The sequence below is a fragment of the Pseudomonas sp. SJZ078 genome, assembly GCF_007828255.1.
Classification (GTDB): Bacteria; Pseudomonadota; Gammaproteobacteria; order Pseudomonadales; family Pseudomonadaceae; genus Aquipseudomonas.
Window position 1 is genome coordinate 1 of the sequence record NZ_VIUG01000052.1, and the last position, 25,786, is coordinate 25,786.

At 60.9% G+C, this 25,786-nt stretch carries 25 protein-coding genes; 12 read left to right on the forward strand and 13 right to left on the reverse strand.

Going from position 1 to position 25,786, the window contains the following annotated elements:
• Positions 1 to 122: 122 nt before the first annotated feature.
• From FBY02_RS26850 to FBY02_RS26860, 3 genes are all read right to left on the reverse strand, one after another.
• A complete protein-coding gene (locus tag FBY02_RS26850) occupies positions 123 to 851 on the reverse strand; it encodes an aspartate/glutamate racemase family protein (protein WP_144931397.1) in 729 nt (242 codons plus the stop codon).
• Between the two features lie 60 nt (positions 852 to 911).
• Positions 912 to 2,441: an NCS1 family nucleobase:cation symporter-1 gene (locus FBY02_RS26855; RefSeq protein WP_144931399.1), complete on the reverse strand. Its 1,530-nt coding sequence runs from the start codon at positions 2,439 to 2,441 to the stop codon at positions 912 to 914.
• A gap of 455 nt (positions 2,442 to 2,896) precedes the next feature.
• Positions 2,897 to 3,637 (reverse strand): phosphoadenylyl-sulfate reductase, encoded by a 741-nt coding sequence (locus FBY02_RS26860; RefSeq protein WP_144931400.1) that lies wholly within the window; start codon positions 3,635 to 3,637, stop codon positions 2,897 to 2,899.
• A gap of 155 nt (positions 3,638 to 3,792) precedes the next feature.
• Between FBY02_RS26860 and thrH the strand changes: the two genes are divergently transcribed.
• Positions 3,793 to 4,410: a bifunctional phosphoserine phosphatase/homoserine phosphotransferase ThrH gene (thrH, locus tag FBY02_RS26865; protein WP_144931402.1), complete on the forward strand. Its 618-nt coding sequence runs from the start codon at positions 3,793 to 3,795 to the stop codon at positions 4,408 to 4,410.
• A 117-nt stretch (positions 4,411 to 4,527) separates the two neighbouring features.
• Here thrH and pabB read toward each other — a convergent pair whose 3' ends face one another.
• From pabB to FBY02_RS26885, 4 genes are all read right to left on the reverse strand, one after another.
• Positions 4,528 to 5,871 (reverse strand): aminodeoxychorismate synthase component I, encoded by a 1,344-nt coding sequence (gene pabB, locus FBY02_RS26870; protein WP_144931404.1) that lies wholly within the window; start codon positions 5,869 to 5,871, stop codon positions 4,528 to 4,530.
• A 219-nt stretch (positions 5,872 to 6,090) separates the two neighbouring features.
• The gene (locus FBY02_RS26875; protein WP_144931406.1) at positions 6,091 to 7,077 is read right to left on the reverse strand and encodes an alpha-L-glutamate ligase-like protein; all 987 of its coding nucleotides are present in this window, start codon (positions 7,075 to 7,077) and stop codon (positions 6,091 to 6,093) included.
• Positions 7,077 to 8,609 carry an inactive transglutaminase family protein gene (locus tag FBY02_RS26880; protein WP_144931408.1) on the reverse strand — a complete coding sequence of 511 codons (1,533 nt, stop codon included), beginning with the start codon at positions 8,607 to 8,609 and terminating at the stop codon, positions 7,077 to 7,079. Before FBY02_RS26880 ends, FBY02_RS26875 begins: the two co-directional genes overlap by 1 nt.
• Positions 8,610 to 8,615: 6 nt before the next feature.
• Entirely contained in the window at positions 8,616 to 9,152 is a 537-nt protein-coding gene (locus tag FBY02_RS26885) for an ATP-dependent zinc protease (protein ID WP_047699233.1), read from the reverse strand.
• A 285-nt stretch (positions 9,153 to 9,437) separates the two neighbouring features.
• Between FBY02_RS26885 and FBY02_RS26890 the strand changes: the two genes are divergently transcribed.
• The 5 genes from FBY02_RS26890 (at position 9,438) to prpF (ending at position 16,217) form a co-directional block, all read left to right on the forward strand.
• The gene (locus tag FBY02_RS26890; protein ID WP_144931410.1) at positions 9,438 to 10,151 is read left to right on the forward strand and encodes a GntR family transcriptional regulator; all 714 of its coding nucleotides are present in this window, start codon (positions 9,438 to 9,440) and stop codon (positions 10,149 to 10,151) included.
• Complete coding sequence (prpB, locus tag FBY02_RS26895; protein ID WP_144931412.1) at positions 10,148 to 11,032, forward strand: methylisocitrate lyase; 885 nt, start codon at positions 10,148 to 10,150, stop codon at positions 11,030 to 11,032. The genes FBY02_RS26890 and prpB overlap by 4 nt, the downstream gene beginning before the upstream one ends.
• A 38-nt stretch (positions 11,033 to 11,070) precedes the next feature.
• Complete coding sequence (gene prpC / locus FBY02_RS26900; protein WP_144931414.1) at positions 11,071 to 12,198, forward strand: 2-methylcitrate synthase; 1,128 nt, start codon at positions 11,071 to 11,073, stop codon at positions 12,196 to 12,198.
• Positions 12,199 to 12,397: 199 nt separating this feature from the next.
• On the forward strand, positions 12,398 to 14,989 hold the full coding sequence (acnD, locus tag FBY02_RS26910; protein ID WP_144931416.1) for a Fe/S-dependent 2-methylisocitrate dehydratase AcnD: 2,592 nt from the start codon (positions 12,398 to 12,400) through the stop codon (positions 14,987 to 14,989).
• A 25-nt stretch (positions 14,990 to 15,014) separates the two neighbouring features.
• Positions 15,015 to 16,217, forward strand: coding sequence for a 2-methylaconitate cis-trans isomerase PrpF (gene prpF / locus FBY02_RS26915; protein ID WP_144931418.1), 1,203 nt, complete (start codon positions 15,015 to 15,017; stop codon positions 16,215 to 16,217).
• A 124-nt stretch (positions 16,218 to 16,341) separates the two neighbouring features.
• Here prpF and FBY02_RS26920 read toward each other — a convergent pair whose 3' ends face one another.
• Positions 16,342 to 16,800 carry a VOC family protein gene (locus FBY02_RS26920; RefSeq protein WP_144931419.1) on the reverse strand — a complete coding sequence of 153 codons (459 nt, stop codon included), beginning with the start codon at positions 16,798 to 16,800 and terminating at the stop codon, positions 16,342 to 16,344.
• Positions 16,801 to 16,902: 102 nt separating this feature from the next.
• Positions 16,903 to 17,352 carry a redox-sensitive transcriptional activator SoxR gene (gene soxR, locus FBY02_RS26925; protein WP_144931421.1) on the reverse strand — a complete coding sequence of 150 codons (450 nt, stop codon included), beginning with the start codon at positions 17,350 to 17,352 and terminating at the stop codon, positions 16,903 to 16,905.
• Between the two features lie 94 nt (positions 17,353 to 17,446).
• On the opposite strand from soxR, the gene FBY02_RS26930 reads away from it, so the two are divergent.
• From FBY02_RS26930 to FBY02_RS26950, 5 genes are all read left to right on the forward strand, one after another.
• Positions 17,447 to 17,812 (forward strand): antibiotic biosynthesis monooxygenase, encoded by a 366-nt coding sequence (locus FBY02_RS26930; RefSeq protein ID WP_144931423.1) that lies wholly within the window; start codon positions 17,447 to 17,449, stop codon positions 17,810 to 17,812.
• Positions 17,813 to 17,923: 111 nt separating this feature from the next.
• Complete coding sequence (locus FBY02_RS26935) at positions 17,924 to 18,190, forward strand: hypothetical protein (RefSeq protein WP_144931426.1); 267 nt, start codon at positions 17,924 to 17,926, stop codon at positions 18,188 to 18,190.
• 96 nt (positions 18,191 to 18,286) lie between these two features.
• Entirely contained in the window at positions 18,287 to 18,901 is a 615-nt protein-coding gene (locus FBY02_RS26940; RefSeq protein ID WP_144931428.1) for a LysE family translocator, read from the forward strand.
• A gap of 154 nt (positions 18,902 to 19,055) precedes the next feature.
• Positions 19,056 to 20,222 (forward strand): cysteine desulfurase family protein, encoded by a 1,167-nt coding sequence (locus FBY02_RS26945; protein ID WP_144931430.1) that lies wholly within the window; start codon positions 19,056 to 19,058, stop codon positions 20,220 to 20,222.
• Between the two features lie 48 nt (positions 20,223 to 20,270).
• On the forward strand, positions 20,271 to 22,079 hold the full coding sequence (locus tag FBY02_RS26950; protein WP_144931432.1) for an aminopeptidase P family protein: 1,809 nt from the start codon (positions 20,271 to 20,273) through the stop codon (positions 22,077 to 22,079).
• Positions 22,080 to 22,088: 9 nt separating this feature from the next.
• Here FBY02_RS26950 and FBY02_RS26955 read toward each other — a convergent pair whose 3' ends face one another.
• Together FBY02_RS26955 and FBY02_RS26960 are read right to left on the reverse strand one after the other, a co-directional pair.
• Positions 22,089 to 22,679 carry a 2-hydroxychromene-2-carboxylate isomerase gene (locus tag FBY02_RS26955; RefSeq protein WP_144931434.1) on the reverse strand — a complete coding sequence of 197 codons (591 nt, stop codon included), beginning with the start codon at positions 22,677 to 22,679 and terminating at the stop codon, positions 22,089 to 22,091.
• Positions 22,680 to 22,709: 30 nt separating this feature from the next.
• Complete coding sequence (locus FBY02_RS26960; protein ID WP_144931436.1) at positions 22,710 to 23,438, reverse strand: SDR family oxidoreductase; 729 nt, start codon at positions 23,436 to 23,438, stop codon at positions 22,710 to 22,712.
• A gap of 90 nt (positions 23,439 to 23,528) precedes the next feature.
• On the opposite strand from FBY02_RS26960, the gene FBY02_RS26965 reads away from it, so the two are divergent.
• Entirely contained in the window at positions 23,529 to 24,098 is a 570-nt protein-coding gene (locus tag FBY02_RS26965; protein WP_144931438.1) for a TetR/AcrR family transcriptional regulator, read from the forward strand.
• A gap of 10 nt (positions 24,099 to 24,108) precedes the next feature.
• On the opposite strand, the gene FBY02_RS26970 is transcribed toward FBY02_RS26965, so the two are convergent.
• Positions 24,109 to 24,390 carry a hypothetical protein gene (locus tag FBY02_RS26970; protein WP_144931440.1) on the reverse strand — a complete coding sequence of 94 codons (282 nt, stop codon included), beginning with the start codon at positions 24,388 to 24,390 and terminating at the stop codon, positions 24,109 to 24,111.
• 167 nt (positions 24,391 to 24,557) lie between these two features.
• Positions 24,558 to 25,445: a threonine/homoserine exporter RhtA gene (rhtA, locus tag FBY02_RS26975; RefSeq protein ID WP_144931441.1), complete on the reverse strand. Its 888-nt coding sequence runs from the start codon at positions 25,443 to 25,445 to the stop codon at positions 24,558 to 24,560.
• Positions 25,446 to 25,786 lie beyond the last annotated feature (341 nt).

Sequence of the window (25,786 nt, forward strand, 5' to 3'; positions counted from 1 at the left end):
CTCCCACGGTCTGTACTGCGGCTAACAGTCAGAATCGAGCCTTGTCCCTCTTCCTCCCTTCAAGTCCTACCATACAAGCGAGCCTGCTCGCGATGGGGACAACACGGTTCAGAGCTGTAAACTCAGCGCCCGAACCGCCCCGGCCAACCAGTGAGGGTCTTGGGCCGAGGCGTCGCATAAGTGCGCACCTTCGATGTCGACAGCCCCAGCCGCACCAGGGATTCGGCAATGGTCACCGCCGCTGTCACCCCATCGACCACCGGCACCCCGGTGCGTTGGCGGATCTGCTCATCGAGCCCGGCCATGCCGCCACAACCCAGACAGATGACTTCGGCCTTGTCTTGGCTGACCGCCAGCTCGGCCTGGCGGACGATGGTTTCGACTGCCCGCTGCGGGTCTTCCTCTAACTCCAATACCGCCAGGCCACTGGCCCGCACCGAGGCACAGCGGTCGTACAGGCCGGACAGCTTGAGACGGTCTTCGATCAGTGGCACGGTGCGGTCCAGGGTGGTGACCACCGAATAGGCATGGCCGAGGAACATGGCGGTGCTGGCGCCCGCGTCGGTGATGTCCACCACCGGGACGTCGAGCAGTTCCTGCAGACCTTCTCGGCCGTGTTCGCCATAGCCGGCCTGGATCACTGCGTCGAACGGTTGGTCGTAGGACATCACCCGATCCATCACGGCGATGGCGGCCAGGTAACTTTCGAAATTGCCTTCAATCGAGTCGGCACCGAAATGCGGTGTGAGCCCGACGATTTCGGTGCCGGGTGCGGCCACGGCCTGGGCTTGCCGGGCGATGGCTTTGGTAATGGATTCGGTGGTGTTGACGTTGACCACGAGAATTCGCATGAGCAGTTTCCTTTAACGCAGAAAAGACGGCGGCCCGCATCGGTGGGCCGCCTTGAACGATCAATGGCTGACGTTATCCACAGCGATGGATTCACCGCTGACGTCTTCGTAATACGCTTGGCGCTTGGCGATGATCAGGTACAGCAGGCCGGCAATCGAAGCGCCGATCAGCCAGGAGAACGGTGAAACGCTGGCGAAGCCGGGCACCAGCGCGAGGACGATCGCGATCAAGGCCGCCGGAATGAATGCCGCCACGGCCCGCAGGTTGACCCCGTTGCTGTAGAAGTACGCACCGTTCGGGTCCTCGCTGTACAACTGCGGCACGTTGATGCGGCCTTTTCGCAACAGCCAGTAGTCGACCATGATCACGCCGTACAGCGGGCCGAGCAGGGCACCGAGCCCGGACAGGAAGTACACGATCACCAGCGGGCTGTTATAGAGGTTCCACGGCAGGATCAACACGGCGATGGCGGCGCTGATCAAGCCGGCGCGGCGGAAGTTCAGGTACTTGGGCGCCAGGTTGCTAAGCACGAAGGCCGGGGCGACGAAGTTGGCCATGATGTTCACCGCCACGGTGACGATCAGGAACGCCAGGCAACCGAGCACCAGAAAAAAGGTGTTGGGGATCGAGGCGATGACCTGGGTCGGGCTCTCGATGATCTGTCCGTTGATCTGGAACTGCGCACCGCACAAAAGGACCGTGATGGCGGCAAACACCAGGATATTCACCGGCAGCCCCCAGAAGTTGCCGACGATGATGGTCCGACGGCACGGGGAAGAGCGGGCGAAGTCACAGAAGTTGAGCACCAGCGTGCCGTAGATCGCCAGCCACAGCGCGCCGCCGGCGAAGATATTGCGCCACATCTCGCCGCCGGTCAGCGGTTCGCGGATCGACCAGGCAGTGGTTGCATCGGCCTGGGTGTACATCCATCCGGCCAGGGCCGCGACGGTCACCAGGATTACCGGCCCGGCGAAGCCTTCGTAACGGCGCACCGTTTCCATGCCGTAGGCCAGGATCAACAGTTGCACGAACCAGATCGCCACGAAACACACCCAGCCCAGGCTCGACAGGCCAAGGATCGAATTGTGGTCGTAGTCGGCGAAGCCTGGATGAATCGCCGTCAGCAACACTCGGAAAACCACCGACGCGAGATAGGTCTGAATGCCAAACCAAGCGATGGCGATGACGGCCCTGATCAATGCGGGAATCTGTGCGCCATGGATGCCGAAGCTGATCCGGCTGATCACCGGGAAAGGCACTCCGGTCTTCTGGCCCATGTAGCCGGACAGGTTCATGAAACCGTACACCAGGGCCGCGCCGATCCCCAGGGACAGGAGGATCTGCCAGCCACCCAGGCCCAGCGCATACAGGCCGATGGCGAAGGAGTAGTTGGCGATGTTGTGTACGTCGTTGGTCCACAGGGCAAAGATGCTGTAGCGCCCCCAGCGTCGACCTTCGGCCTTGGTCGGTGCCAGATCCTTGTTGTGCAGCCTCGGACTCAAGGCCAGGGTGGCGGTGCTTTGATCATCGAAGGCAGTGGTGGGTGAGGGTAGATCCAGCGCGATGTTGTTGGAGAGACTTGTACGCATTCCGGCAGGCTCCTGATTCTCGGCGCAGCGATGACTGTGCATGAGCGTGGGCTCGGCAATCTTCGTCGCGGCGCGGCAAGCATCATTGGTGATGGGGCATCTGCAGCCTGTACGGGATAGGGCGCTTCAGGCTTGCGGATCTAAAGTGTGTGTATGTTTTATTTGGTTTGTATACAAAACACTTGTCGTCTCAAGCCAGATTTGTGCCAAGCAAAGATCTAACAGCAGTTATCTTGATTTCGATTAGTTATCAATTTTTAGATAACTCTATGAAATTTGGCGCTTATAAATTGACTGTTTGAACAGGTATTTATTTTTTGAAGATTGGCAGCAGAGACGGGAGGGGCAGCGAGCGAAACGCAATGGTGTAACTTTTCGGTGCATTGCATGAAGAAGTGCACACAAAAATGCCACCTGAAGTGACATTTTTGTGTACAGGAAGACCGGCTACGATATCAAGCCTTGGATTTGCTGATGATGTTGCCGGCGTGCAGGCCGCACTCCTTCTGCGTTGCTTCTTCCCACCACCAGCGGCCTTCGCGTTCGTGCTGGTTCGGCAATACCGGGCGGGTGCAGGGCTCGCAGCCGATGCTGATGAAGCCGCGCTCATGCAAGCTGTTGTAGGGCAACTCCAGCATGCGGATGTAGCCCCAGACTTCCTCGCTGGTCATCTGCGACAGCGGGTTGAATTTGTACAGGGTACGCTCCGGCGTGGAGAACGCCGTGTCGATTTCCAGCACGGCCACCTGGCTGCGAGTGCCCGGGCTCTGGTCGCGGCGCTGGCCGGTGGCCCAGGCACGAACGTCGGACAGCTTGCGGCGCAGCGGTTCGATCTTGCGGATGCCGCAGCACTCGCCATGACCGTCCTTATAGAAACTGAACAGACCCTTTTCCCTCACGAAAGGCTCAAGTTTCGTATGGTCCGGTGAGATCAGTTCGATATCGATCTTGTAGTGCTCTCGGACCTGATCGATGAACCGATAGGTTTCCGGGTGCAGGCGACCGGTGTCGAGGCTGAACACCTTGACGTTCTTGTTCAGCTTCCAGGCCATGTCCACCAGCACCACATCCTCGGCGCCGCTGAAAGATATCCACAGGTCATCGCCGAATTCGGCGAAAGCCAGCTTGAGGATGTCTTGTGGAGACTTGTTGGCATAGGTCGTGGCGAGTTCCACGACATCAAACGATGGGCTCATCAGGCGGTTTCCTACAGGTCGGTGGCGCTGCGCGCTCTATAGGACGCTGATGGTAACAAAACCGGCCGGGGCTGGCGCGTTCCTGTGCGTTGCGGCTAGAGTCGGCAGGCCTTTTGTTCACTCAACCGATAAACATCAGAAAATGGGAGTGTCTTGTGGAAATTGCCTGTCTTGACCTGGAAGGTGTGCTGGTCCCGGAAATCTGGATCGCCTTCGCCGAAAAAACCGGGATTGAATCCCTCAGGGCAACCACTCGGGACATTCCCGACTACGACGTGCTGATGAAGCAGCGGTTGCGCATCCTCGACGAACATGGCCTCAAGCTCTCCGACATACAGGAGGTCATTGCCACGCTCCAGCCGCTGAACGGTGCCATCGAGTTCGTCGATTGGCTGCGCGAGCGCTTCCAGGTGGTGATTCTTTCCGACACGTTCTACGAATTTTCCCAACCCTTGATGCGCCAATTGGGTTTCCCGACGTTGCTCTGCCATCGTCTGATCACGGATGAAGGTGGGCGGGTGACGGGCTATCAACTGCGCCAGAAAGATCCCAAGAGGCAGTCGGTCCTGGCCTTCAAGAGCCTGTATTACCGGGTGATTGCGGCGGGGGATTCCTACAACGACACCACCATGCTCAGCGAAGCCGACGCCGGTATCCTGTTCCATGCGCCGGACAATGTGATCAGGGAATTCCCGCAGTTCCCGGCGGTACACAGCTTTGCCGAGTTGAAGCAGGAATTCATCAAGGCGTCGAACCGCAATCTGAGCCTGTAAACACTATCCCCTGTGGGAGCGGGCTTGCTCGCGAATGCGGTGGGGCAGTGACGATGATGTTGACTGACACACCGTATTCGCGAGCAAGCCCGCTCCCACAGGGTTGTGTGTCTATGCTCAAAGGCTCTGCAGAGTATCGAGCAGCACTTTGACCTTGGTAATCGACTCCTGATACTCCGCCTGCCAGTCCGAATCCGCGACAATCCCACCGCCACCCCAGCAACACACCTGTCCATCCTTGACCAGCAAGCTGCGGATGGCGATGGAGCTGTCCATTTCCCCGCGCACGTCCAGATACAGCAACGAACCGCAATAAAGTCCGCGCCGGGTCGGTTCGAGTTCGTCGATGATCTGCATGGCGCGGATCTTCGGGGCGCCGGTGATGGAGCCGCCGGGGAAGCTGCCGGCGATCAGATCCAGGGCATCTTTGCCGTCGGCCAGTTCGCCGGTCACGCTGCTGACCAGGTGATGCACGTTCGGGTAGCTTTCCAGGCTGAACAGTTCCGGCACCCGCACCGAGCCGGTCCGGCAGGTGCGGCCCAGGTCGTTGCGCAACAGGTCGACGATCATCAGGTTTTCCGCGCGGTCCTTGGGGCTGGCCAGCAGTTCGGCGGCGTGGGCCGCGTCTTCCTTGGGCGTTGTGCCGCGGGGGCGGGTGCCCTTGATCGGCCGGGTTTCCACCTGGCCTTCGCTGACTTTGACGAAACGTTCCGGCGACAGGCTCAGCACCGCACCGCCGTCGGGCAGGCTCTGGAAACCGGAAAACGGTGTCGGGCATGCCGTGCGCAGCGCCTGGTAGGCGGCCCAGGCATCACCCTGGCAGGGCGTGCGGAAGCGTTGGGCAAAGTTGACCTGATAGCAGTCGCCGGCCTGGATATACGCCTGGATGCGTTCGAACGATTGTCGGTAGGCTTCGGCGCTGAGGTCCGGCGTCATCGGTCCTTCAAGGCTGAACGGGGGAACGGCGACGGTGGTCGGCTGGCTGAACAGGGCGATCAGGCGTTGGCGTTCGTCTTCGCTGCAATGGGGATGGAACACCAGTTGGCTGGTGCCCGCCTGGTGATCGCTGATCAAAGCCCAGTCGTACACGCCAAAACGCGCGTCGGGCAGTTGCAGGTCGTCCTGGGCGTGGGACGGTAAAGTTTCTAGGCGTCGACCGAAGTCGTAACTCAAGTAGCCGATCAGGCCGCCGGCGAAGGGCAATTGCACCGTGGCCGGCAGCGCCGCGTCGCCCAGTTGCGTCAGCTGAATGCGCAGGCGTTGCAGGAAATCGCTGCCGCTCTCGTTCGGCAACACCGCCAATTGTGCCAGCGGCCAGGCGCTGAGCAGGTCGTAACGCCCACGCTCGGCACTCGGCCGGCCACTGTCGAGCAGCACGCTGCCCGGGGCATGACGGATTGCCGCGAAATACTCGGCGGGGTTGGTGCGGTATGGCAGCGGGTATACGGAGCAGGTTGGCATGGGCGGGGCGGGTCAGCCATTCAGGCGGGGAAGCGATTGTAATCCCCTGTAGGATTTGCTCCTAGAGGGATGTCGGAGATGGGCACGTCTGTGGCTGTCGATGATGACTGGGGGAAGTATTTGTGATGAGAACATTCTGTGGCGAGGGGATAAATCCCCTCGCCACAAGTCCACAATGTCCCCGGTCCAAATAATTTGCAGTGTGCAGGTTTAGAGAGATCAGCCCTCAACCGGCGGAATATGCCCAAACAACTTTTGGGCAAACGCCACCCGCTCCTCCACGGTCTCAACCACCCCCCGGGCCTTGAGCTCTTCCAGGTGTGCTTCTACTGCATGGGTGCGCAAGGTCAGGCCGCAGTCGTTGGCGATCTGGATGTTCAGCCCCGGCCGGGCGTTCAGTTCCAGGATCAACGGCCCTTTTTCCTGGTCCAGCACCATGTCCACGCCGATGTAGCCCAGTCCGCACAGCTCATAGCAGCCGGCAGCCAGTTTCATGAAACCGTCCCAGTAGGGCAGTTGCACGCCGTCCACCGCGTTGGTGGTGTCGGGGTGTTTGGCGATGATGTTGTTCAGCCAGGTGCCGCGCAGCGTCAGGCCGGTGGCAAGGTCCACGCCTACACCGATAGCGCCTTGGTGCAGGTTGGCCTTGCCGCCCGACTGGCGGGTCGGCAGGCGCAGCATGGCCATCACCGGATAGCCCATCAGCACGATGATGCGGATGTCCGGCACGCCTTCGTAGCTGATGCTCTTGAAGATCTGGTCCGGCACCACGCGGTATTCGATCAGCGCCCGGTCACGGTGTCCGCCCAAGGAATACAGGCCGGTGAGGATGCTGGAAATATGGTGCTCGATTTCCTCATGGCTGATGATCTTGCCGGACACGGTGCGATAGCGGCCTTCGAAGCGGTCGGCAATCACGATGATGCCGTCGCCACCGGCACCCTGGGCGGGCTTGATCACGAAGTCGGTGCGCCCGCCGATGATCCCGTCGAGTTTGTCGATCTCCTTTTCGGTGGAGATGATTCCGTACAGTTCCGGTACGTGGATGCCGGCGGCGATGGCCCGTTCCTTGGTGATGATCTTGTCATCGACGATGGGGTACAGGCTGCGCTTGTTGTATTTGAGCACGTAGTCGGCATTGCGCCGGTTGATGCCCATGATGCCCCGGGCTTCCAGGGCCTTCCAGGTTTTCCAGAAACCGAACATTACGAGTCAGCCTTGAGGAAGGCCTTGAACCGTACCAGCTCGGTCAGGCGGTAGCCGCGGTAACGACCCATGGCAAGCATGAAGCCTACCAGGATCAGCAGGATCGCCGGGAAAGTGAAAACGAAGTACACCAGCTCCGGCACGCTCATGATCAGGTGCGCCAGGGATGCGGCGAACAGGGTGCCGATGGCGACTTTCATGGCATGGCCGCCGCCGCGCTCTTCCCAGGTGATGGACAGGCGTTCGATGGTCATGGTCAGGATCACCATCGGGAACAGCGCCACCGACAGGCCTCGCTCCAGGCCCAGCTTGTGGCTGAACAGGCTGATGGCGGCGATCAGCACCACCACGAACGTCAGCACCACCGAAAGCCTCGGCAGCATCTGCAACTTGAGGTGTTCCAGGTAGGAGCGAAGTGACAGGCCCAGGGCCGTGATCACCGTGAACAGGACGATCCCGAAGCCCAGCTGGGTTTCGCGAAAAGCCAGGGCAATCAGCACCGGGGTAAAGGTTCCCAGGGTCTGTAGGCCGATCAGGTTGCGCAGGACCAGGATCACCAGCACGCCGATGGGAATCATCACCATGATCATGAACGTCTGCTGAGTTTGCAGGGGCAGGCCGTAGAGCGAATATTCGAGGAAGTTGGCGTCGGTGTTCTCGTCCGTCAGCTTGGCCAGGCGAATGGCGTTCATCTCGCTGTTGTTCATGCTGAAGGTGACGGTGGCTTTCTTGCCCCCATCGACGGTGATCAGGTTCTCATCGCCGGTCCACCACAGCAGACGGTCGGTGGGCAGGCCCTGTTCGCCGGTGTCCGGGTTGAAATACAGCCAGTCGGTGCCGTTGAAGCTGCGCAGCCACAGTTCCGGTGTCTGTGGCTGGTCGGCCACCAGGCGGATGGTGTGGACCTTTTCCACCGGCACGTGGGCGATGGACAGCACCAGTTCGACGATTCTGGCCTTGTTGCTCGAAGACGGGTCGCCGGCCAGCAACAGTTTGACATTGTCGTCGTTGAGGTTGTTGACCCGCTTGATGGCTTCGCTGATGAAGGTCTCGACGTCGGCCGAGTGCTGGCGGATCGGCGCGAGCAGGGCTTCGGCGGCGATCTTCTCCGGGCCTTCGATGGCGATGCTGTCGCGGAAGGTCGGTCCCTTGACCTTGGTTTTGTCGGCGCTGTAGCGCTTGGTCAGCACCAGGCGGTAATAGAGGGTCTGGTTGCCCTTGGCCCGGCGGGCCGACCACGTCACCTTGCGGTTGCCGTCGATCCGGTTCACCGCTACGCCGTAATTGTTGGAAATGAAGCTCTCGTTGAGGCTGACATAGTCGCGGCTCAGGGGCGGCACGAACATCTGGATCTTCACCGGGTCCTTGGCGTTGGGCACGAACTCGACCTTGGCGTCGATGTTCCACAGGTCGTCCGTGGCGTCTTCGGTCACCGGGATGCCGAGCACGAAAATCTGATAGGCCGTCACCGACAGGCCCAGCACCACCAGGATGGCGATCAGCATTTTCAAATGGAGGGTAAGGGAGCGCATTGGAAATTACTCTGCGGTAAGAGCGGCAGTGGTGCAGGCGGGTTTGCCGGCAGCGTATTTGAGGCTGGGGTCGACCAGTGCGTCGAAGCGCTTGAGCGCCTCGGAACCGATCAGCAACGGGTATTGGAAGGCGCTGCGGTCGGTCAGGTTCACTTCGATGCTGCGCAGGGCCGAGCCCATGCAGATATCCAGTTCGATGACCGGCCGGGCCGTGTATTTCTTGCCTTCTTCCGGGTCGTAGTCACCGGCGCGGCGTTTGATCTTGCTGACCCGGGCCAGCGGACGTTCGATGGGGTGCGAATGGGCCGCGTCGATGGCGAGATAGAAACGCACCCAGGATTCGCCATTGCGCTTGAAGCGCTTGATATCGCGGGCACTGAGGGAGGCGGTCTTGGCACCGGTGTCCAGCTTGGCGGCCACCTCCAGGTCGATGCCCTGCAGCGCTGCGTATTCGTTGAGGCCGTACACGGTCTTTTCACCCGCCGCGGCGAGCCCCGGCAGGCACATGAAGCAGAGGACAGCGGATAAGGGCTTGAATGTCATAGATCCTGGTGCACGGCGTTCCGTTTATCGGTTCAGGCCCTGGCATTACTGCACAAGCTCCTTCGGTAGCCTTCTCTCTATTAGAGCAGGAGAGCGGCAAACAGCGCGGCATTCTAGCACGGTGGTTTTCTGACGCCACCGCCGACCGGACGTTGCAAACCCGGCCAAGGGGCGGTTGTGTAGAAGGTGTTTATTGGAAGATTGTCGACAATGTTGTTTTTTGTTTTGACGTTTACGTTATGTTTGGGTACTTTTTGCCATATTGATTAAAAAGGTGTCGACAATATGCTCGATCAGCTCGAAGCGCCGGTGCCGGCCCAGGACGATTCGGAAACCCTTTCCGAAAACGTCTTCCGGCGTATCCAGGCCGCCATCGTCAAAGGCGAGATCGCCCCTGGCAGCAAGATTTCCGAGCCCGAGCTGGCGCGCACCTACGGCATCAGCCGGGGCCCGCTGCGCGAAGCCATCCATCGCCTGGAAGGCCAGCGCCTGCTGGTACGGGTGCCGCATGTAGGGGCTCGGGTGGTTTCCTTGAGCCATGCCGAGCTGCTGGAACTCTACGAAATCCGCGAGTCCCTGGAGGGCATGGCCTGCCGCTTGGCGGCAGAGCGCATGACCCTGGCGGAAATCCAAGAGCTGCGTCAGGTACTGGAAACCCACGAGCGCGACGCGGCATTCCAGGCTGGTGTCGGCTATTACCAACAGGAAGGCGATTTCGACTTTCACTATCGGATCATCCAGGGCAGCGGCAACCGCACCCTGACGCAAATGCTCTGCGGCGAGCTGTATCAACTGGTGCGCATGTACCGCATCCAGTTTTCCACCACGCCTAACCGTCCGCGCCAGGCCTTTGCCGAGCACCACCGGATTCTCGATGCCATCGCCGACCGTGATGGCGAACTGGCTGAATTATTGATGCGCCGGCACATCGGCGCTTCCAAACGCAACATCGCGCGCCATTTCCAGGACAGCGCCGCCACTGAACGAGGTGAGTCATGAGCAACAGCACTCCAGGCCAGCGATTCCGCGACGCGGTCGCCAGCGAACATCCGTTGCAGGTGGTCGGCACGATCAACGCCAACCATGCGTTGCTGGCCAAGCGCGCCGGCTTCAAGGCGATCTACCTGTCGGGCGGTGGCGTGGCGGCCGGTTCTCTCGGCGTGCCGGACCTGGGCATCACCGGCCTGGATGACGTGCTGACCGATGTGCGCCGGATCACCGACGTGTGCGACCTGCCGTTGCTGGTGGACGTGGACACCGGTTTCGGTTCCTCGGCGTTCAACGTGGCCCGCACCGTCAAGTCGATGAGCAAGTTCGGTGCGGCGGCGATCCACATCGAAGACCAGGTCGGCGCCAAGCGTTGCGGCCATCGGCCGAACAAGGAAATCGTCTCGCAGCAGGAAATGGTCGACCGTATCAAGGCCGCCCTCGATGCCCGCACCGACGACAGCTTCGTGATCATGGCCCGCACCGATGCCTTGGCAGTGGAAGGCCTGGAGTCCGCGCTGGACCGTGCGGCCGCCTGCATCGAGGCCGGTGCCGACATGGTTTTCCCCGAAGCGATTACCGAACTGGAGATGTACAAGCTGTTCGCCAGCCGCGTGAAGGCGCCGATCCTGGCCAACATCACCGAGTTCGGCGCGACGCCGCTGTACACCACCGAACAACTGGCCGGTGCCGACGTGTCCCTGGTGCTGTACCCGCTGTCGGCGTTCCGCGCCATGAACAAGGCCGCCGAAAACGTCTACACCGCGATCCGCCGCGACGGCACGCAACAGAATGTCATCGACACCATGCAGACCCGCATGGAGCTCTACGATCGCATCGACTACCACACCTTCGAGCAGAAGCTCGATGCGTTGTTCGCTGCGAAGAAGTAAGTCGCGATCCCTAACAAATCCAAGATTGGAGACAGCAAATGGCCGAAGCAAAAGTACTCAGTGGCGCCGGGCTCCGTGGCCAGGTAGCCGGGCAAACCGCCTTGTCCACCGTGGGCCAGTCCGGTGCCGGCCTGACCTATCGCGGTTACGACGTCCGCGATTTGGCGGCTGATGCGCAATTCGAAGAAGTGGCCTACCTGTTGCTGTACGGCGAGCTGCCGACCCAGGCACAACTGGATGGCTATGTCCGCAAACTGCGTCAGTTGCGCGATCTGCCCCAGGCTCTGAAGGAAGTGCTGGAGCGCATTCCCGCCGACGCCCATCCGATGGACGTGATGCGCACCGGTTGCTCGTTTCTCGGCAACCTGGAACCCGAGGCAAGCTTTGCCGAACAGCACGACAAGACCGACCGCCTGCTCGCTGCGTTCCCGGCGATCATGTGCTACTGGTATCGCTTCAGCCACCAGGGCCAGCGCATCGAATGCGTGACCGACGAAGCATCCATCGGCGGACATTTCCTGCACCTGCTGCACGGCAAGAAACCGAGCGAGTTGCACGTCAAGGTGATGAACGTATCGCTGATTCTCTACGCCGAGCATGAGTTCAACGCCTCGACCTTCACCGCCCGGGTCTGCGCCTCCACGCTGTCGGACCTGTTCTCCTGCATCACTGCCGCCATCGGTTCGCTGCGAGGCCCATTGCATGGCGGTGCCAACGAAGCGGCGATGGAAATGATCGAGCGCTTCGACTCGCCGGAAGCGGCGATCAAGGGCACCCTGGCGATGCTTGCGCGCAAGGACAAGATCATGGGCTTCGGCCACGCGATCTATAAGGACAACGACCCGCGCAACGAGGTGATCAAGGGCTGGTCGAAAAAACTCGCCGATGAAGTGGGCGACACTGTGCTGTTCCCGGTCTCCGAAGCCATCGACAAGACTATGTGGGAACAAAAGAAACTGTTCCCCAACGCCGACTTCTACCATGCCTCGGCGTACCACTTCATGGGCATCCCGACCAAGCTGTTCACGCCGATCTTTGTCTGCTCGCGCCTGACCGGCTGGGCCGCCCACGTGTTCGAGCAACGCGCCAACAACCGCATCATCCGACCGAGCGCCGAATACACCGGCGTCGAACAGCGCAAGTTCGTGCCAATCGAACAACGCTGAGCTGGAGGGCGCTGACGTAGCGACTGAAGGAACCGACCCTCCATGTGGGAGCGGGCTTGCTCGCGAAGACGGACAGACATTCAACATCGATGTCGACTGATGCACCGCCTTCGCGAGCAAGCCCGCTCCCACAGCTGATCGAGTTCACTTCAACGGCTGCGCCAGCCCCTTCTGAACCCACCGTGACCGAGTCCTGACGATGAACACAGAATTTCGCAAACCGCTGTCCGGCACTTCGCTGGATTATTTCGACGTTCGCGGTGCCGTGGATGCGATCCGCCCCGGTGCCTACGACGGCCTGCCGTACACCTCGCGCGTGCTGGCGGAAAACCTGGTACGTCGCTGCGACCCGGCCACCTTGGGCGAGTCGTTGCTGCAACTGATCGAGCGCAAGCGCGACCTGGACTTCCCATGGTTCCCGGCCCGGGTGGTCTGTCATGACATTCTCGGCCAGACCGCCCTGGTGGACCTGGCCGGTCTGCGCGACGCCATCGCCCAGCAAGGCGGCGACCCGGCCCAGGTCAACCCGGTGGTGCCGACCCAACTGATCGTCGACCACTCCCTGGCAGTGGAAAGCGCCGGCTTCGACCCCCAGGCATTCGCCAAGAATCGCGTCATTGAAGACCGCCGCAACGAAGACCGCTTCCACTTCATCAACTGGACCAAAAAGGCCTTCAAGAACGTCGACGTGATTCCACCGGGCAACGGGATCATGCACCAGATCAACCTGGAGAAAATGTCCCCGGTGATCCAGCAACGGGACGGCGTCGCCTTCCCCGACACCTGCGTGGGCACCGACAGCCATACGCCCCATGTCGACGCCTTGGGCGTGATCGCCATCGGCGTTGGTGGGCTGGAAGCCGAGAGCGTCATGCTCGGTCGCGCGTCGTGGATGCGCCTGCCGGAAATCGTCGGTGTCGAGCTGACCGGCAAGTTGCAACCGGGCATCACGGCCACCGACATGGTGCTGGCGCTGACCGAGTTCCTGCGCAAGCAGAAGGTCGTCGGCGCCTGGCTGGAGTTTTTCGGTGAAGGCGCCCAGGCGCTGACCCTGGGCGACCGCGCCACCATTTCCAACATGGCCCCGGAATACGGCGCCACGGCGGCGATGTTCTACATCGACCAGCAGACCATCGACTACCTGAAGCTCACCGGCCGCGAAGACGCCCAGGTGCAGTTGGTGGAAACCTATGCCAGGCACGTGGGCCTGTGGGCCGACAGCCTCAAGGGCGCGCAGTACGAGCGTGGCCTGACCTTCGATCTGTCCTCGGTGGTGCGCAACATGGCCGGGCCGAGCAACCCCCATGCCCGCGTCGCGACTGCCGATCTGGCGGCCAACGGCATCGCCGGGCAATGGACCGAAGTACCGGGGCAGATGCCCGACGGCGCGGTGATCATCGCCGCCATCACCAGCTGCACCAACACCAGCAACCCGCGCAACGTCATTGCCGCAGGCCTCCTGGCGCGCAATGCCAATCGCCTGGGCCTGGCCCGCAAACCGTGGGTCAAGTCGTCCCTGGCACCGGGTTCGAAAACCGTGGCGCTGTACCTGGATGAAGCCGGCCTGACCAAGGAGCTGGAACAATTGGGCTTCGGCGTGGTGGCCTTCGCCTGTACTACCTGCAACGGCATGTCTGGCGCGCTGGACCCGGCGATCCAGCAGGAAATCATCGACCGCGACCTGTACGCCACCGCCGTGCTGTCGGGTAACCGCAACTTCGATGGACGTATCCATCCATACGCCAAGCAGGCGTTCCTCGCTTCGCCGCCCTTGGTGGTGGCCTACGCCATCGCCGGGACCATCCGTTTCGACATTGAGAAGGACGTGCTGGGCGTGGTGGACGGTCGGGAAATCCGTCTCAAGGACATCTGGCCGAGTGACGAGGAAATCGAAGCGGTGGTCAAGGCCGCGGTGAAGCCGGAACAGTTCCGCCAGGTGTACATCCCGATGTTCGCCATTCAGGAAGACAGCGGGCCGAAAGTCACGCCGCTGTACGACTGGCGTCCGCAAAGCACCTACATCCGTCGTCCGCCGTATTGGGAAGGGGCGCTGGCGGGGGCGCGGCCGCTCAAGGGCATGCGCCCGCTTGCGGTGTTGCCGGACAACATCACCACCGACCACCTGTCGCCGTCCAATGCGATCATGCTGGACAGCGCCGCCGGCGAATACCTGGCGAAGATGGGCCTGCCGGAAGAGGACTTCAACTCCTACGCCACGCACCGGGGCGACCACTTGACCGCCCAGCGTGCCACCTTCGCCAACCCGAAACTGTTCAACGAAATGGTCCAGGAAAACGGCAAGGTCAAGCAAGGTTCCCTGGCGCGCGTCGAGCCCGAAGGTAAGGTCATGCGCATGTGGGAAGCCATCGAAACCTACATGGAACGCAAGCAGCCGCTGATCATCATCGCCGGTGCCGACTACGGCCAGGGTTCCTCCCGGGACTGGGCGGCCAAGGGCGTACGCCTGGCCGGTGTCGAGGCGATTGCCGCCGAAGGCTTCGAGCGCATCCATCGCACCAACCTGGTGGGCATGGGCGTGCTGCCGTTGGAGTTCAAGCCCGGCACCGATCGCAAGACCCTGGGCATCGATGGCAGCGAGATCTATGACGTGATTGGCGAGCGCACCCCACGCGCGATGCTGACCCTGGTCATCACCCGTAAGAACGGCGAACGCGTTGAAGTGCCGGTGACCTGCCGTCTCGATACGGCTGAAGAGGTGTCGATTTATGAAGCGGGTGGCGTGTTGCAGCGCTTTGCCCAGGACTTTCTTGAATCGGCGGTTGCCGTTTAAACCCACGATAAGGAGTAGGTGCTTCATGGCTCACGCACCGCGCTTTTCACCACAGATCCGAATCCCCGCCACCTACATGCGCGGGGGCACCAGCAAGGGCGTGTTCTTCAATTTGACGGACCTGCCCGAAGCCGCCCGTGTCCCCGGCGCGGCGCGCGATGCCTTGCTGCTGCGGGTCATCGGCAGCCCTGATCCGTACGAGAAACAGATCGACGGCATGGGCGGCGCGACGTCCAGCACCAGCAAGACGGTGATTCTGTCCAAGAGCAGCCGGGCCGACCACGATGTCGATTACCTGTTCGGCCAGGTGTCCATCGACAAGCCGTTCGTGGACTGGAGCGGCAACTGCGGCAACCTGTCGGCGGCGGTGGGTTCGTTTGCTATCAACAGTGGCTTGGTGGAGGCCGGCCGCATTCCACAAAATGGCGTGGCCGTGGTGCGGATCTGGCAGGCCAACATCGGCAAGACCATCATTGCCCATGTGCCGATAACCGATGGCGCGGTGCAGGAAACCGGTGATTTCGAACTCGACGGGGTCACTTTCCCGGCGGCAGAAGTGCAGCTGGAATTCATGGATCCGGCGGCCGAGGAGGAAGGTGGGGGCGGTTCGATGTTTCCCACCGGCAACCTGGTGGACGACCTGGAAGTGCCCGGCGTCGGTACGCTCAAGGCAACCCTGATCAACGCCGGGATCCCGACGATTTTCATCAATGCGCAGGATATTGGCTATACCGGCACCGAGTTGCAGGGCGCCATCAACGGTGATCCAAAGGCCCTGGCGATGTTCGAGACCATCCGCGCCCACGGTGCCCTGCGCATGGGGCTGATCAAGCAACTGGACGAAGCCGCCCAGCGCCAGCACACGCCGAAAGTGGCGTTTGTCGCGCCGCCGGCGGACTACGTTTCCTCGAGTGGCAAAGACGTAGCGGCGGGGGACGTCGATTTGCTCGTGCGTGCGCTGTCCATGGGCAAGCTCCACCACGCCATGATGGGTACCGCCGCCGTCGCCATCGGCACTGCGGCAGCCATTTCCGGCACCTTGGTAAACCTGGCCGCCGGCGGTACCGAGCGCAACGCCGTGCGCTTCGGCCACCCGTCCGGCACCTTGCGCGTCGGCGCCGAAGCCCGCCAGGCCAACGGCGAGTGGACGGTGACCAAAGCCATCATGAGTCGTAGCGCGCGGGTGTTGATGGAAGGGTTCGTGCGGGTACCGGCCAATACCTTCTGACACCCTTTTTACCCCTGTGGGAGCGGGCTTGCTCGCGAATGCGATGGTTCAACCAGTATTTGATATTGGCTGACACACTGCATTCGCTAGCCCGCTCCCACAGCGTGACTCGCAGGGGCCCGGTTCAGCCCTGTTGAAACATCTCCCTGGCCCGTTGCTCGATCTGTTCCTGAGTCAGATCTTCCTTGTGCGTGGCCAGGAACCACACATGCCCATAGGGATCCTTCAAGCTGCCGGAGCGATCGCCATAGAACTGATCCTTGACCTCCGCAATCACTGTGCCGCCGGCGGCAATCGCCTGGGCAAACATGCGGTCCACATCCTCGACATATAAATGCAGGCCTACTGACGGCGATTGGTCCGGATTGCGCAGCGGGCCTTGATCGCAGGGTGTGCCGAGCATGATCGGGCTGCCGCCGATCCGCAGTTCGGCATGGCCGATACCTCCGTCAGGCATTGCCAGGCGCATCACTTCAGTGGCATTGAAGGCTTTTTTGTAGAACTCGATGGCTTCGGCGGCTTTATGAATGCCCAGGTAGGGCGTAATGCTGTGGAAACCTTCAGGAATGGCTTTGACGCCCATGACGTTTCTCCTTTTTGTATCGGGCGAAGAGAGGCTTCGTCGATTTGCGCCCATTCACTATAGGCCAGCGATTTCGAGTCGCCCCAGGTCCCGACGAACGTCTCACGGCTCCAGCAGATGCGCGCCCGGCCCACGTTCACCTAGCACATCGCCCTGGTTGCGCAGCGGGCAGGCCTCCATCGACAGGCATCCACAACCGATACAACCGTTCAGCCGATCACGCAATGCGATCAATTGGTTGATGCGCTCATCCAGGTTCTGGCTCCACTGCGCCGACAGGGTCTGCCAATCGGCAGCCGTTGGGGCGCGGTTGTCCGGCAAGGACTTCAACGCCTCGCCGATCTCCGCCAAGGGAATGCCCAGGCGTTGGGCGACCTTGATCAGTGCCACGCGCCGCAATACTCCTCGTGGATAGCGGCGTTGGTTACCCTGATTGCGGGTACTTTTGATCAGCCCCTTGGCTTCATAGAAGTGCAGGGCGGTAACGGCCACGCCGCTGCGGGCAGCCAATTGGCCCACGGTGAGTTCTTTATGGACATCTATCTGTGTCATAGCGAATTCATTGCTTGACCTTGACTTAAGTAGAGGTTTTACGCTGCACGCCTTCGGATCGCAAGATTCACCTGACGTGTATCGAGGACCTTTCATGCAATCGACAAGGAACAATCGCAGTTTCACCCAGCTGATCGAATTCGACATCGAGCCTCACTGGCAACAGGCGCTGGTTACAGCCCTGTCGGAACAGACCGAGCGCCTGGCGCAGGATCATCAGGGCTTCCTGAGTGCCAGCATCCAGGTCAGCGAGGACGGCAGGCGCGTGCTCAACTATTTGCAATGGCAAACCCGGGAAGCGGGTGAGGCGGCGTTTCGACGGTTTGAAAGCGGCGAGCAGGATTTCTGGCGGCTGATTCAGGCTCACCGGGCCAAAGCCGTGACGTTCGGCTCGTTCCAGGTAATCCGCAGCATCGAACGCAGCCCGGATAATGCGCTGCAGTGTCAGCTGGTTGGTTGAGGGTAATGAGGGATCCGGAGGGGCGATACCCACTATCAAGAGGGTTGATTTCTGCCGTACAGGGCCGGCGGGTAGCCTTTGTTCATCGCCCCACGACACCGGACACTTGTCATGAATCGTATCCTTGCCGTTTCGCTGCTGTTGGTCGCCGTCGTATTGAGCGGTTGCGCCGCCTCGTCACCTGAACTGCGTCCCTACACCGCCGAAGAAACCCGCGAACTGGCCCTTGAAGCCCTGAATCGCCGGGGCCTGTCGTTCGACGAGTACCACGCGAAAAAAGCCGAGCTGCTTGGGCCGTCGCAGAAAAACACTGGTTTTGACGATCGCGGTGAAATGAGCGCCGGCCAACCCGTGCAACTGCCCGGAAAGCCAAGCTGAGAGACTGTACCGCCGGAAGTTTTACCTAACTGTCCATGGGTTTGCGACAGGACCAAGAGTAGGGTCATCACCTGACCACACGACGGACTGACCGCCATGACCCTTTCGCTGGACCTGCTGCTGGGCTTCGCCCTGTTTGCCCTTGTCACCTCGATCACACCGGGCCCCAACAACACCATGTTGTTGGCTTCGGGCGTGAATTTCGGCTTCAACCGCACCATCCCTCATATGCTGGGCATCAGCTGCGGTTTCTTTGTCCTGGTGCTGGCGGTGGGCTTTGGCCTGGGCGCGGTGTTCCAGGCGTATCCGCTGCTGTACACCGTACTGCGCTACGTTGGCGCGGCGTACCTGTTGTACCTGGCGTGGAAAATTGCCCACTCCGGTCCGGTATCCGAGAGCGAGTCAGGGAAACGCACGCCAATCAGCTATTGGGGCGCCGCGGCATTCCAATGGGTCAATCCCAAGGCCTGGATCATGGCCATCGGTGCCATCAGCACCTACACGCCGCTGCAAGGCTACTTTTTCAATGTGGTGGTGATCGCGGCCGTTTTCGCCCTGATCAATCTGCCCAGTGTCAGCCTGTGGGTGGTCTGCGGCAGCCTGTTGCGCAATCTGCTGCGTGATCGTCGCTGGCTGCGTCTGTTCAACTGGGCAATGGCGTTGTTACTGGTGGCCTCGCTGTATCCGTTATTGCTCGAAAGCATGAGATGAGGGGCTGAGCTTCGACTGGATGCCTGCTAAGCTCGCTGTTCAGGAGCGTTCCTACGCACTTTTAAATGAAGTCTCACTTCTTTAAGGTTGATCGGGTAGTAACCTCGAACCCAACGAGAGCGCTCGATCCCGGAACAGGCTCTGCGAGTTTTCCATGAATAAACGTCCTTTATATTTCGATTACGCCGCCACTACACCGGTGGATGAGCGGGTCATCCAGGTCATGGTCGAATGCCTGGGCTTCGACGGCAACTTCGGCAATCCGGCCTCCAGCTCCCATGCCTTCGGACAGGAGGCCCGGCGCTCGGTGGAACGGGCGCGTCAGCAGGTGGCGCAGTTGGTGGGAGCACAGGCGCAGCAGATCGTCTGGACTTCCGGCGCCACCGAATCCAACAACCTGGCCCTCAAGGGTGTGGCCCAGGCGCGCGGGGCGTCCGGCGGTCATGTCATCACCAGCCTGATCGAACACAAGGCGATTCTCGATACGGCCCGGCAGCTCGAAGAGAGCGGCGTCGCGGTGACCTGGCTGGCTCCGGATGCCGATGGCCTGATCAGTCCGCACGCTGTCCGCGAAGCCCTGCGCGAGGACACCTTCCTGGTGTCGCTGATGCTGGTGAACAACGAGCTGGGCACCGTCAATGACGTTGCGGCCATCGGCGAGCTTGTCCGTGGCCACGGCGCGTTGTTCCATGTGGATGCTGCCCAGGGCGCGGGCAAGGTCTGGATTGACTTGGCCCGCTGGCCGGTGGACCTGATGTCCTTTTCCGCGCACAAGATCTATGGCCCCAAAGGCATCGGCGCGCTCTACGTCGGCGACCGTGCCCGACCGCGCCTGTCGGCGCAGATCCATGGGGGCGGGCACGAAGGCGGTTTTCGCTCGGGCACCCTGGCGACTCACCAGATCGCGGCCATGGGCGCGGCTTTCGAGCTGGCGGCCCAGTCGTTCGACGACGAGCTCGACAAAATCACCCGTTTGCGCAATCGTTTGCTTGAGCCGTTGCTGGCCCTGCCCGGTGTATGCATCAACGGCAGTGCGACCCAGCGCATTCCCCATACGTTGAGCCTGACGTTCCATGAAGGTGAGTTCAACCCGGCCGCGTTGGGCGCTTCGCTCGCTTTTTCCGCCACATCAGCCTGCAACTCGGCGAACAACACACCGTCCCATGTGCTGCTGGCCTTGGGGCTCGATGCTTGCGCGGCTGGGCGGACCATTCGCCTGAGCCTGGGGCGCTTTACCCGTGAACAGGATATCGACGAGGCCGTGCGGCTGATCAAGGCCGCCTGCGTCGCGGCACCGGCATTCTGGGTCAGTAGCCCCTGAGCCGGTTGCCTGGGCCTCGAACAATAATATTGATAGACAGGAGAAACGATGAGTACCGAGCCTTTGACCCATGGACTGGTTCCCCAGCGTCTGGTGCGAATCCGCCAACTGATGAGCCGGGAGGGCATCCACGCGCTGCTGGTGCCGTCGGCTGATCCGCATCTGTCGGAATACCTGCCGGGCTATTGGCAGGGCCGGCAGTGGTTGTCGGGCTTCCATGGCTCGGTCGGGACCTTGATCGTGACGAAGGACTTCGCCGGGGTCTGGGCCGACAGTCGTTATTGGGAACAGGCCACTCAGGAACTGAAGGGCAGTGGTATTGAACTGGTCAAGCTCATTCCGGGCCAACCCGGCCCCCTGGACTGGCTGGCCGAACAGACGCCTGAAGGCGGGGTGGTCGCGGTCGATGGCGCGGTAATGGCTGTGGCGTCGGCCCGAACCTTGGGCAGCAAGCTCGCGGAGCGAGGCGCGCGTTTGCGCACCGACATCGATCTGCTGGATGAGGCTTGGCCCGATCGTCCAAGCCTGCCTGACCAGCCGGTATACGCACACCTCCCACCCCAGGCGACCGTCAGCCGGGTCGAGAAACTCGCCAAGCTGCGTGAAACCCTCAAGGCGCGTGGTGCCGACTGGCACTTCATCGCCACGCTGGACGACATTGCCTGGTTGTTCAACCTGCGCGGTGCGGATGTGTCGTTCAATCCCGTGTTTGTCTCGTTTGCCTTGATCAGCCAGCAGCAGGCAACCTTGTTCGTGGCCCTGGACAAGGTCGATGGCCCGTTGCGTGCGGTCCTGGAGCAGGACGGCGTAACCCTGCGTGATTACAGCGAAGCAGCGAGCGCGTTACGTGACGTGCCGGGTGGCGCGAGCCTGCTGGTCGATCCGGCCCGGGTTACAGTCGGTTTGCTGGATAACCTGGGCAGTGGCGTGAAGCTGGTGGAAGGGCTCAATCCCACGACGCTGGCCAAGTCCTGCAAGAGCCTGGCCGACGCCGAGCATATCCGTCGCGCGATGGAGCAGGATGGCGCAGCGCTCTGTGAGTTTTTCGCCTGGTTGGAAAGTGCCTGGGGTCGCGAGCGCATCACTGAACTGACCATCGATGAACACCTGACCGCGGCTCGCAAACGCCGGCCGGATTTTGTCTCCCTGAGCTTCAACACCATTGCCGCTTTCAACGCCAACGGTGCGATGCCCCATTACCACGCCACGGAAGAAGCCCATGCGGTCATCGAGGGCGATGGGTTGTTGTTGATCGACTCGGGTGGCCAATACCTGGGTGGCACCACCGACATCACCCGCATGGTCCCGGTCGGAACGCCCAACACTGAGCAGAAACGTGACTGCACGCGTGTGTTGAAAGGGGTAATTGCCTTGTCCAGGGCTCGATTCCCGCGTGGCATTCTGTCGCCGCTGCTGGATGCCATCGCACGGGCGCCGATCTGGGCCGAACAGGTGGATTACGGTCACGGTACCGGTCACGGTGTCGGTTATTTCCTGAATGTTCACGAGGGACCGCAGGTCATCGCCTACCAGGCGGCTCCCACGCCGCAGACGGCCATGCAGCCAGGCATGATTACCTCCATCGAGCCGGGGACTTATCGTCCGGGACGCTGGGGGGTGCGCATCGAGAACCTGGCCTTGAACCGCGAGGCGGGGAGCAGTGAGTTCGGTGAATTCCTTGAGTTTGAAACCCTGACCCTGTGTCCGATCGACACGCGTTGCCTGGAACCGTCGTTGCTGACCCAGGATGAAAAGGCCTGGCTCAATGCCTATCATGCCGAGGTTCAGCGTCGCCTGAGCCCGTTGCTGGAAGGCAGCGCACTGCAATGGCTGCACACGCGCACGGCGGCAGTCTGACGCCGGGGATCAGCCGAGGGCTTCTCGGACGAAGTCCAGGCGATCCTGGCCAAAGAACAGTTCATCACCGACGAACATGCTCGGGGCACCGAACACGCCACGGGCAATGGCTTCGTCGGTGGTGGCCTTGAGTGCTTCCTTGACCTGCTCGTCAGTCGTCAGCGCCAGCACATGGCCTGGGTCGAAACCACCTCCCTGCATCACCGCAGCTACGGTCGGCGGATGGCTGAGGTCGCGGGCGTCGACCCATAGGGCATGGAACAGACAATCGATGAACGCCGTGAAACGTTCAGGATGACGCAGTTGCATGCCGGTAATGGCGCGCATCAACGACAGCGTGTTGATCGGAAAGTACGGATTGAGCCTGAAAGCCACGCCGTAACGCTTGGCGAAGCGATCCAGGTCTTTGGCCATATGCGCGCCTTTGGCCGGCACGGTAATCGGCGATGCATTGCCCGTTGCCTTGAAGACCCCCCCGAGCAACATGGGGCGGTAGACCAGTTCGCTGTCGGCGTGCGCGCAAAGCTGCGGGAGTTGGGTATACGCCAGGTAGGTCGCCGGGCTGCCAAGATCAAAGAAAAACTCCACCGATTTGCTCATGGTCACAGCTCTCTTGTTGTTATGGGGGGCTTACCAGCGTTCGTTCCAGGGGCGCAGGTCCAGCTCGAAGGTCCAGGCGTCGCGTGGTTGGGTATGCAGGTACCAATAGTTTTCGGCGATGTGTTCGGGATCGAGGATGCCGTCTTCAGCCCTGGTCGCATATTTTTCTGGAAAATTATCGCGGATAAAATCGGTGTCGATGGCGCCGTCCACCACCACATGTGCCACATGGACATTCAGGGGGCCCAGTTCCCGAGCCATACTTTGGGCCAATGCACGGACGCCGTGTTTGGCCCCGGCGAACGCGGCGAACCCCGAGGCGCCCCGCAAGCCCGCGGTGGCGCCGGTAAACAGGATGGTCCCGCGTTGGCGCTTGACCATGCGTTTCGCCACTTCCCGGGCGTTGAGAAAACCTGAGAAGCAGGCCATCTCCCAGATCTTGAAATATTTACGCGCGGTCTCTTCCAGAATGCTGCAGGGCACGTTGGCGCCGATGTTGAAGACAAACGCCTCGATGGGGCCGATCTGGGTCTCGATTTGCTCGATGAGCGCGATCACGTCGTCTTCCTGGCGCGCGTCACAAGCATAGCCGTGGGCTTCGCCACCCTGGGCGCGTATCGCTTCGACCAACGGGGCGAGTTTGTCGGCGCTACGGCGGGTCACGCACGCTATGAATCCTTCCCGCGCGAAACGTTTTGCAATTGCGCCGCCCGTGGCATCCCCCGCGCCAACAACCAGTACGACCTTCTTGTTATCCATGATTCACCTCATTGGTAAACGATCGTTAACTGAACGAACGTTATGCTACGCTCCGGTGTACGTCAAGTTGAGCGAGCAGAGGCAGGATTCATGCGTTATTCAGCCAATCACAAAATGGAAACCCGGGAAAAGCTGCTGGCCAGCAGCGCCGTATCCGCCAAGAAAGCCGGTTTTTCGACAGTGGGCGTTGATGGCTTGATGAAGGCGATCGGATTGAGCGGCGGGGCGTTCTATAGTCATTTTTCCTCCAAGGACGAGCTTTTCAAGGCCATTGTCGAGCGGGAGCTGACCCAAAGCCTGGAACGTCTGAGCGGTGATCATGTCCTGGACTCGGCCAGGTTGGAGCGTTGTCTCAAGCAGTACCTGAGCATGAGTCATGTCGAACGACCTGAGGCCGGTTGCGCACTGCCGGTGCTCGGCGCTGAAATCGCACGCTCGGATGTGCAGGTGCGAGAGGCTGCGCAAACGTGGATCTGTCGTCTGCATGAGAGCTGGGCGCGGATACTGGAAAGCGACAGCCTGGCCTGGGCCATTCTGGCGCAATGCGTTGGGGCGCTGGTTGTTGCGCGGATGCTGGTCACGCCGCAAATCCAGCGTAATGTCCTCGAGTCCTGCCAGGAGGAAATAAACCGTCGAATGGCCGAGCAGCGAGTGGGTTAAGGACTGTTCGCTACTTGCAGATGACGATCATGCTGCGGCTGGTGTAGCCGGCGGGATTGAGCCCGAAAGGGTAATCCCCTGGCTCTTCGACCGCGTCCCCCGACTTGGCGATGACCTTGTAGTTCTTGGGGGCGCATGAGTTGGCGGCACTCGCGGCGCATTGGTCCCAGGACGACGTCAGGCCGGAGCAATTGATGTGCAGAGCTTTCTTGCCGCGTTTGACTTCAGTTTTCGTTGTCGCCGCGCAGCCCGCAACTGCAAGTACGGCGACCAATATCAAGATTCGTTTCATTCCCGTCCTTAACGCCGTCGTGGATCTCTGTCCACGTATGACTACATTCGCTTGCGCTTGAAGCGTTCGTGACGTCCTGTATGAAAAATTCCATGTTTGACATTGGGTTACGGACCTAAACATGGCCTAAATGCGCGGCAAATACCAGAGCTTCTTTAAATCCTCCTTCAATCAGCCGCAATGGCGGGCTTTACGGCGTTATTGAGGGTCAGGGTTGCACCGATTGACGCAAGAATGATGCAGCCAATCGCCATCCATTGGGCCAGGGACAAGTGCTCTTGGAGGAATACGAACCCTGAAAGGGCGGCGACGGCGGGTTCGACGCTCATCAGCGTGCCGAAGGTGCGGGCAGGCAGGCGGGTCAAGGCGATCATTTCGAGGGTGTAGGGCAGGGCCGTGGAGAGAATGGCCACGCCAATGGCGACAGGAATCAGGCTCGGTGTCAGCAGCGCGGCCCCGGCATGGACGATGCCGATAGGGGCTACGAACAGGGCTGCGATTACTACCCCGAGCGCGGCAGTCTGCACGCCATTGTCCGCCCCGGCTTTCTGGCCAAACAGGATGTAGAGCGCCCAGCAGACGCCCGCGCCCAATGCGTAGCCGGCGCCGACTGGGTCGATGCTGGCGGTGGTGGCTCCCGTCGGTATCAGCAGGAGCAGGCCGGTGACCGCCAGGGCAATCCAAAGGAAGTCGATTGCTCGGCGTGAATTATAAATAGCCACCGCCAAGGGGCCGGTAAACTCCAACGCCACAGCGATTCCCAGCGGCGTCGTGCGGACTGACATATAGAAGAGGAAGTTCATGCCGCCCAGTGCCATCCCGTAGACAACCACGGTGCGCAGGGACTGGGCTGTCAGCTTGGCGCGCCAGGGACGCAGTAGCAACAGCATGATGATGCTGGCAAAAATGAGTCGTAACGTCGTTGTGCCTTGGGCGCCTATTACCGGAAACATACTTTTGGCCAGGGACGCTCCGGACTGGATGGATGCCATGGCAATTAGAAGCAGGGCAACCGGGTACATAGTGGAGGCCAGGCTGCGATGTGGGGAATTCATTACGGAGGCTTGTCCAAAGTAAGGGCAGTGAAGGTGATTGTGTTGAGCAATATACTGCGCACTTTCAATGGCAGCGTCTATATATAAGGTGGATTTCATTTTGGCGGATGTCGCGTATGGATAGAAAAGCGTAATTAAGGGTTGACGGCAGATTCTGAGTCTCTATAATTCGCCCCACTTCCGGCGCAGTCGAAACGTAAAACTCCTTGAGTTTCAATGAGTTAGATGTTTTCTGGCGGTGCAGGGCTTCAGTTCATCGAAGTCCGGAAGAAGTCGGCAGGGCAGGTGGTTTGGCTCGGTTTGACGGTTCGATCTTCTCGGTCGAAAGCGGTAAAAAAGAG